This window comes from Scytonema sp. PCC 10023, from assembly GCF_963920835.1.
Lineage (GTDB): Bacteria > Cyanobacteriota > Cyanobacteriia > Cyanobacteriales > Nostocaceae > Kalymmatonema.
The window spans coordinates 1-1,035 of sequence record NZ_CAWUDP010000318.1 but is presented as its reverse complement, the minus strand read 5'-3'; the positions used below and the strand labels follow the sequence as shown (position 1 = coordinate 1,035).

Sequence of the window (1,035 nt, the reverse complement as noted above, 5' to 3'; positions counted from 1 at the left end):
TATAGCGGTTCTCGGTTGGGTCTAATACATTCTGGTAAAATTAAACGAGGGTATATCAATCATATCTTTATGAAGGCTTACGACCGAGACCTACGTCAAAAAATTATCTATGCCTACTGTAATAGAGAAGGTTCATATCGAAAGCTTGCGAAACGCTTTCATGTAAGTCTGAGCTTTGTACAAACATTATTAGGGCGTTATTTAGATACAGGAAGTATAGAACCATTGCCACATAAAGGTGGTAATCCAGCCAAAATAAAAGATGAACATTATCCGATTTTAGAAAAAATGGTAGAAGAAAATAACGATGCAACCTTAGAAGAGTTATGCGTACAAATGGAATTAAAAAGTCAGGTAAAAATTAGCCGAGCCGCAATGGGGAGAACTTTACAAAAGCTGCAATTAACCAGAAAAAAAAACCTTGCACGCGGCAGAACAAGATACGGATAGAGTCAAAAAACTAAGACAAGAGTTCTGGGAAGTTATCCGTACATTTGACTGGAACAACTTGGTGTTTGTTGACGAATCAGGTGTCAACATAGCCATGACAAGACTGTATGCCAGAGCACTTAAGGGAAAAAGGGCGCATGGTGCTCGCCCAGATAAGCGGGGTAAAAATGTGACAGTAATTGGGGCGATCGCTTTACGTGGAATCGTTGGAGCAATGACCTTTAAAGGCGGAACGGATAAAATAGCATTTCAAACTTATATTGAACAAGTCTTGGTTCCTAATCTTTGGAAAGGAGCGTGTGTAGTAATGGATAATTTTAGCTCTCATAAAGTTGCAGGAATTCAAGAAGCGATTGAGGCGGTCGGTGCACACTTAGTTTATTTATCACCGTATTCGCCTGATTTTTCTCCAATTGAAAATTGTTGGTCAAAGATGAAAGAATTTCTACGTTCAATTGCAGCCCGTACGTATGAGGATTTAGATAAAGCGATTACAGAGGCTTTTGAAACTGTTAATTTGAGTGACATTATTGGCTGGTTTAAACATTGTGGTTATTGTATTGCAGCCAAGTGAGAACCGCTATA

General features: G+C 38.8%; 2 protein-coding genes. Both read left to right on the top strand.

What is annotated here, in order from left to right; all coding sequences use genetic code 11:
* Positions 1-450: helix-turn-helix domain-containing protein (locus ACM0OZ_RS48965; RefSeq protein WP_414590181.1), on the top strand; the 450-nt coding region annotated here is incomplete at its 5' end.
* Positions 422-1,024 (top strand): IS630 family transposase, encoded by a 603-nt coding sequence (locus ACM0OZ_RS48960; protein WP_414590180.1) that lies wholly within the window; start codon positions 422-424, stop codon positions 1,022-1,024. The genes ACM0OZ_RS48965 and ACM0OZ_RS48960, both read left to right, overlap by 29 nt.
* Positions 1,025-1,035: the final 11 nt, after the last annotated feature.